At 29.2% G+C, this 6117-nt stretch carries 5 protein-coding genes; 1 reads left to right on the top strand and 4 read right to left on the bottom strand.

Features of this window, described 5'->3' with window-relative positions; translation table 11 throughout:
• The 3 genes from ACIQ56_RS13420 to ACIQ56_RS13410 all read right to left on the bottom strand — a co-directional run.
• A partial coding sequence (locus tag ACIQ56_RS13420) for a hypothetical protein (protein ID WP_397601556.1) occupies positions 1-233 on the bottom strand: 233 nt, incomplete at its 3' end.
• An 8-nt stretch (positions 234-241) separates the two neighbouring features.
• Positions 242-652, bottom strand: coding sequence for a chemotaxis protein CheW (locus ACIQ56_RS13415; RefSeq protein ID WP_397601557.1), 411 nt, complete (start codon positions 650-652; stop codon positions 242-244).
• A gap of 82 nt (positions 653-734) precedes the next feature.
• On the bottom strand, positions 735-2492 hold the full coding sequence (locus ACIQ56_RS13410; RefSeq protein WP_397601555.1) for a chemotaxis protein CheA: 1758 nt from the start codon (positions 2490-2492) through the stop codon (positions 735-737).
• Between the two features lie 146 nt (positions 2493-2638).
• Here ACIQ56_RS13410 and ACIQ56_RS13405 point away from each other — a divergent pair, with 146 nt between their 5' ends.
• The gene (locus tag ACIQ56_RS13405) at positions 2639-4231 is read left to right on the top strand and encodes a methyl-accepting chemotaxis protein (protein WP_397601554.1); all 1593 of its coding nucleotides are present in this window, start codon (positions 2639-2641) and stop codon (positions 4229-4231) included.
• A 6-nt stretch (positions 4232-4237) separates the two neighbouring features.
• Here the strand turns inward: ACIQ56_RS13405 and ACIQ56_RS13400 are convergent.
• A partial coding sequence (locus tag ACIQ56_RS13400) for a methylmalonyl-CoA mutase family protein (RefSeq protein ID WP_397601553.1) occupies positions 4238-6117 on the bottom strand: 1880 nt, incomplete at its 5' end.

Here is a 6117-nt window from a genome sequence, read left to right as displayed (position 1 = left end):
TACAACGCAAAAGTTTTTGCATCTCCATAACGCTCGTAAAACTCATCTTGAATGGTATTGGAAAGATCTTCAGCTGATTGATACATTCTTTCTTTAATAAGGTTTTCTTGAGAGTTAAAATTATAAAATGCAAATATAATAGAAATAATAAAAATTGAAAAAGATCCAGCGAGGCATAATATTAAAATTTTTAATTTTAAAGAAATTTTATCAGCTAAAAAAATTTCTTTCATTTAAACCTCTATGCTGCCGTTTTTTCAATATGAACTAGGTCTTCTACACTTAAAGATTTTGCTAAATTGATTAAAACTATAAGTTGATTTTTGTATTCAATGAGTCCTTCAATATAATCATTTTTAATGCTTGTTTGCATATCTGGTTTTGGAAGAATTTTTTCTTTTTCAATATTAATAACATTATCAACAGAGTCTACTAGTGCTCCAATTGTAATATTATCTAAGTCACAAACAATAACAGAGTTTTCATCTGGTCCTTTGGAAACAATACTTAATTTTTTTCTCATATCGATAACACTAATTACTTTTCCTCTTAAATTCATAATTCCACAAAAATATGAGGGTGTGTAAGGAATACCTGTAAATTCTGGGATTCCAATAACTTCTTTTACTTTGTAATAGAGGAATGCTAAAATGTTCGTTACCTAACGTGAAGCAAAGATATCTATTATCTGTTGTGTATAATCTTTGTATTTTTCCTGTTTCTTCTGCCATACATTACCCTGCTTTTGATGAAAGAATGGATTTATTTCTTTGAATATTTTGTTGAAACATATTTCCTGTGATTAATTCAGAAACTTCTAAAATAGGAACAACTTTACCATCACCTAAAATAACACTTCCTACAATTCCTTTTTCACATCTCATTTCTTCTCCAATTGTTTTTGTAACCACAGATTGAATTGAAATAATTTTATCAACAATAACTCCTATTTTTTTACCATTACTTTGAACTATAATAATTACTTTTTCATTTATTTTTGTTTTATCATTGTATTTATTTTGAAGACCCATGGACAAATCTACAATTGGAATTTCTTCACCTCTTAAAATAATAACGCTTTCCATTCCTGTCAGGTGATTGATATTGCTTTTATTTAAACTAAGGCATTCTATCACTTGATTTACAGGAATAATAAATTTTTCATTAGAAATTTCTGTAATAAATGCATCAAGAATTCCTACAGACAATGGAATTTTTATCTTAAAAGTTGTTCCTTTATCAATTTCTGTAAAAATTTCAATTTTTCCACTTAACATTTCAATATTGGTTTTAACAACATCCATGCCCACACCACGGCCAGAAATTTCTGTTGTTTCAACTTTTGTAGAGAATCCTGGTGCAAAGATAAGATGATAACATTCTTCATCACTTAATGTTTCATTTCCTTTTATAACTCCTTTTTTTGCTGCAATTTCATATAAAGTTTTGGGATTTAAACCTTTACCATCATCTTGAACACATAATATTAAGTTTCCAGATTCATGACTGGCTTTTACAGTAACCATGCCTTCTTTATTTTTATTTTTTTGAATACGTTCTTCATTACTTTCTAAGCCGTGATCAATTGCATTTCGAACCATGTGCATAAGAGGATCAGAAATTTCATCTAATATAAATTTATCAATTTCTGTATTTTCACCTAAAAAGTTTAATATAATTTCTTTGTTTAACATGACAGAGGTGTCCCGTGCTGTTCTAGCTAGTTTTTGAAAAGCCGGTTTAATTGGGACAAGTCTTAAATTCATGACAATATCTTGAACTTCTTTTGTTGTTTTATTTAATAAACGAAAATGATTTTTTAAATTAGGATTTGTTGAATTTTTAATTTGTTCTTCGAACATGCTTTGAATAATGACAATCTCGCCAATATAGTTCTGTAATTTTTCAATTTTATTTAATGGAATTCGAATGATTTCTTCTGACATTTCTTTCTTAATTTTATTTTTTTGAATTTTTACTTCAGGATTGATTTTTGAGTCTTCTTTTTTTTCATTTTTAAAGAAGACAATTTCTTCTTGGATTGTTTCTTTATTGTCTTCTAATGACAATTTTGTATCTGAGTTTTCATTTGGCGAATTTTTTTGTGATTCTTGAAATACTTTTGAAATTTCTTCTATAATTTCCTTGTGATTTGGCTTGTAATTGAGATCAGTTTTATATTGCTCAATGATTTCTCTTAGTTTATCATTTGTCATTAAAAGAACATTAATAATACTATTGTTTACTTCAAGTTCTTTTTTCTTGAGTTTTAATAATAAAGTTTCTAAGATGTGAAGAATTTCTGCTATTTCACTAAAACCTACCGCTTTTGCACTTCCTTTTAAATTATGAGCGAGGCGAAAACTTCTAGCTAGTAGATCTGGAGGTGTATTATCACTAAATTGCAAATAAACTTCTTCAGATTCTTCAATATTTATGGAAGCTTCTTGAAAAAATGTTTTTTGTAATTCCAACTCAAAATCTTCATCCATAATAAAATGCCTTCTTTATGATTTATTTTTTCCTCAGGGATATCGGATTGATTAGAAATTGATATAACAAAGCGTCATTTTTTAGACTTTAAATATTTTGAGAAAAATTTCCGATTCTATTATGAATAAAAAGTTAAAGGAATTTTATGATAAAGAGTAATAATTTTTCATTAAAAAAATGGTTTTATATATTAATAATTATTATTTTAACCAATATCATAATTTTAGGATTATTTTCTGTAGTTTCATCAACTATTTCAAATAATTTTTTAAATAATTTAGGAGACACAAATTTTCCTTTAATAAAAAATACATTACTTGTAGATATGATGCATGATGGTCTACGTGGTAACGTGACAAACGCACTTTTAATAACGGCAACAGGAGGTTCTCAAGCTGAAAAAGATGAAGTTTTAAACGAAAATAAAGAAATGGCAAAAAAATTTAAAGAATATATTGAAAATATAAATAAATTACCTTTAAATAATGAACTTAGATCTTTGGTAAAAGAGGTGATTCCAACCGTTAACCAATATGTTGAAACCAGTGCTGTTGTTATTCAATATTCATTTGCAAACAATAAAAAAGCAGCTGCTGTAGAACAAGATAAATTTATGCAGTTATTTAAAAAGTTGGAAAAAGATTTAGAAACTCTTTCCGATAAATTACAAAAAGAAAGTGAAAATGAAATATTAAAATCTGAAATTACTTCAAATAATTTAAAGTATTTAAGTATTTTATTTACGTTATTATTTTTATCTGTTACTTTCATTTTTGCGTATTTTATTAGTTTAAAAATCTCAAAAATGATGAATCAAGTAATCGAGAATTTGATTTTTCATAGCAATACGATTTTACAAAGCGCTAACGATATCAATAACTCTTCACAAAATTTAAGCTCTGGCACAAATCAGCAAAATGCATCCTTGCAAAAAACTTCTTCGGCTATACTAGAAATTAATTCCATGATTAAAAAAACGTCTGAGAGTTCAGAACATTCTAGTTTATTATCCAAAAAAAGTGAAATCGCAGTAAAAAATGGCGAAAAAATAGTATTTGAGTTGATTTCTTGTATAGAAAAAATAAAAACGAGTAATAAAGAAATTATGACTCAAGTTGATCATGGAAATAAAAAAATCAATGAAATTATTAAAGTGATTTCTGACATTTCAAATAAAACAAAAGTCATAAATGATATTGTCTTTCAAACAAAACTTTTGTCCTTTAATGCCTCTGTTGAAGCCGCAAGAGCTGGTGAGCATGGAATGGGATTTTCTGTAGTTGCGGAAGAGTTAGGAAATTTAGCTAAAATGAGTGGAGATGCGGCAAAAGATATAAATAATATGTTAAGTGAGAGTATTGATACTGTTGAAAAGATTATTTTTGGTAAAACCGCTGAGGTTGAAAAATTATTTAAAATTGGTGATGAAAACATTGCGGAAAGTACACAAATAGCAAATCAATGTGCCATAGTTATGAAAGATACCGTTGAAAATGTTATCATGGTAAATAAATCGGTATTAGAGATTTCGACAGCAACAAAAGAACAAGAATATGGTATAAGTGAAATTGTAAATGCAGTTCATGAGCTTGAAAGATCAACACAAGAAAATTCAAAAATTTCGGAAGACTCTGCGAAAGCGGGAGTTGAATTAAATTTAAAAGCAAACGAAATTTCCGAAATAATTGACTCCTTAAGTTTTATCATAAATGGCAATACAGATAAAAAAATAGCATAAGTTACGTTACATTGCTCTTCGATATTGTCCACCTACAGCATATAGTGCTAGAGTGATTTCGCCTAAAGAAGCATGTCTTGTGGTTTGCAAAAGTTCTTCAAATACATTTCCGTTTTTTAAAACTGTTTCTTGAAGAGAAAGTAACGCTTTTTTAGAAGAATTTAAATTTGACTGTTTAAATTCATCAAGGCGTTTTAATTGATCATCTTTTTCGTCATACGAAGCTCTTGAAAGTTGTATTTCCATTTTAAATGTATTTTCATCTTGATTCGGATTTAAATAGGTATTTACTCCAATAATGGGCAACTGGCCTGAGTGCTTTAAAGTTTCATAATAAAGGCTTTCTTCTTGTACTTTTCCTCTTTGATATTGAGTTTCCATAGCACCTAATACACCACCGCGACTCGAAATGCGATCGAATTCTGCTAATACAGCTTCTTCTACAATATCTGTAAGCTGTTCTATAAAGTAACTGCCTTGCATTGGATTTTCATTTTTAAGAACACCATACTCTCTTGCTAAAATTAATTGAATTGCCATACTCCGACGAACGCTTTCTTCGGTAGGTGTTGTAATTGCTTCATCATAAGCATTTGTATGCAATGAATTGCAATTATCTGAAAGTGCTAAGAGTGCTTGTAATGTTGTTCGTATGTCATTAAAGTTCATTTCTTGCGCATGCAACGAACGACCACTTGTTTGAATGTGGTACTTTAGTTTTTGAGAACGATCATTTGCTTTGTATTTATCTCTTAAGGCAATAGCCCAAATGCGACGAGCAACTCGTCCAATGACAGAATATTCGGGATCCATTCCATTGCTAAAGAAAAAGGCCAAGTTCGATGCAAAATCATCAATATGCATGCCACGACTTAGATAATATTCTACGTAAGTAAATCCGTTTGCTAAAGTAAAGGCGAGTTGTGTAATAGGATTCGCTCCCGCTTCGGCAATATGATAACCAGAAATACTTACAGAATAATAATTTTTTACTTTACGATTTACAAAATATTCTTGAATGTCACCCATCATTTTTAATGCAAAATCAATCGAAAAAATACAAGTATTTTGTGCTTGATCTTCTTTTAAAATATCAGCCTGAACTGTTCCTCTTACTGTTTGCAAAGTATGACTTTTTATTTTATGATATTCTTCTTTTGTTAAGTTAGATCCTTTTTTCTTTTCTTCTTTTTCAATTTGTTGATCTATTGCTGTATTAAAAAATAACGCTAATATAATGGGGGCAGGTCCATTTATTGTCATGCTTACGCTTGTATTTGAATCACATAAATCGAAGCCTTTATATAATGTTTTCATGTCTTCTAAGGTAGCAATGCTAACACCGCTTTCTCCCACTTTTCCATAAATATCGGGACGTTTATTTGGTTCGTCTCCATATAACGTAACACTATCAAAAGCAGTGGAAAGTCGTTTTGCTGGATCATTTTGGGTTAAAAAATGAAAACGATTATTGGTACGCGCTGGTCCACCTTCTCCCGCAAATTGTCTTTTGGGATCTTCATCGGATCTTTTAAAAGGGAACACACCCGCAACAAAGGGAAAAGTTCCTGGTAAATTTTCATTGCGTAAAAATTTCGTAATTTCTCCATAATCTTCATATTGAGGAACACTTATTTTTTTTATTTTAAGTCCTGATAATGAGGTTGTGAATGTTTTTACCTCATATTTTTTATCACGAACTTCATATTTAAAGGCATCGCCTTCATAATTTTCTTTAACAGAAGACCAAGATTTTAATTTATTTGCAATTTGTTTTGGAAGAAAATCCCAGTGTTTCTTTATCTCATGCTGAATTTTATCTTTGATATTTGAGTCTGTTAAAATTTGATGGGATTTTTCTAATGCATAAATGTTTGTTGCTGTTT

Origin of the sequence: Silvanigrella sp., from assembly GCF_044369315.1 — a bacterium.
Classification (GTDB): Bacteria; Bdellovibrionota_B; Oligoflexia; order Silvanigrellales; family Silvanigrellaceae; genus Silvanigrella.
The sequence above is the reverse complement of the archived record's forward strand: the minus strand, read 5'-3'. Positions and strand labels throughout refer to the sequence as shown.